Genomic DNA, 318 nt, shown 5'->3' with positions numbered 1-318 from the left:
CCCTGCCGCAGGCTCCCAACCAGCGCTGGAGCCTGGATTTCGTGTCCGATGCATTCAGCGATGGCAGGCGGTTCCGCATCCTGGCCGTGGTGGATGACTTCTCGCGCGAATGCCTGGCCCTGGTGGCCGACACCTCGCTGTCCGGCAAGCGTGTGGCGCGGGAGTTGGATGCCCTTGTCGCCGTGCGGGGTAAACCGCTGATGATCGTCAGCGATAATGGCACCGAACTGATTTCCAGGGCGATCCTGGCCTGGACGCAAACCCATCGGGTCGAGTGGCACTATATCCAGCCCGGCAAGCCCACCCAGAACGCGTTCG

General features: G+C 64.2%; 1 protein-coding gene. It reads left to right on the top strand.

From position 1 onward, the window contains the following. Positions 1-318 (top strand): DDE-type integrase/transposase/recombinase (locus ACM9HJ_RS31040; protein ID WP_416575676.1); only part of this gene is annotated, 318 nt, incomplete at both ends.

Source organism: Niveispirillum sp. KHB5.9 (assembly GCF_048066115.1).
Classification (GTDB): Bacteria; Pseudomonadota; Alphaproteobacteria; order Azospirillales; family Azospirillaceae; genus Niveispirillum.
This window is presented reverse-complemented; position numbering and strand designations above follow the sequence as displayed.